This is a genomic window from Prochlorococcus marinus (genome assembly GCF_001180245.1).
GTDB lineage: Bacteria > Cyanobacteriota > Cyanobacteriia > PCC-6307 > Cyanobiaceae > Prochlorococcus_A > Prochlorococcus_A marinus_F.
The window spans coordinates 1-477 of record NZ_CVSV01000107.1 but is presented as its reverse complement, the minus strand read 5'-3'; the positions used below and the strand labels follow the sequence as shown (position 1 = coordinate 477).

Annotated in this window: 1 protein-coding gene; it reads left to right on the top strand. The window is 24.9% G+C overall.

Going from position 1 to position 477, the window contains the following annotated elements; genetic code table 11:
* Positions 1-13: 13 nt before the first annotated feature.
* On the top strand, positions 14-477 hold a 464-nt coding region (locus AMO19_RS03525; protein WP_306452415.1), incomplete at its 3' end, for a UvrD-helicase domain-containing protein.

The window sequence follows — 477 nt, the reverse complement described above, 5'->3', positions numbered from 1 at the left end:
CGAATTTGTAAGAATATTTACCCAATTAGCTTATTTAAAATTAATAGAATTAAAGAAAAGTTTTTCAATTTTTAATTTCAATGATCTTATAAAGACTGTAGAAAATAAATTTCTAGATTCTGACATGAGCAATAGTATTACTTTATCTAAAATTCAAAAAAGATTTAAATGTGTCTTAGTAGATGAGTTTCAAGATACAGATAATACTCAGTGGAATTTAATAAAAAAGTTCTTTAATACAAAAAATCATTTTTTACTTTGTGTAGGTGATCCAAAACAAGCGATCTATAAATTTAGAGGTGGAGATCTTGAAACTTACTTAGATGCAAGATCGAATGCAATCGAAGTCTTAAGTCTTACAGATAACTATAGATCTTCAAAAAAGTTAATGGATGTCCTTAATGAACTTTATAAGAATGGACTTAAACAATCAAAACTAAACTATAACAAATTAACCTCTAGGATTAATGAAAATAT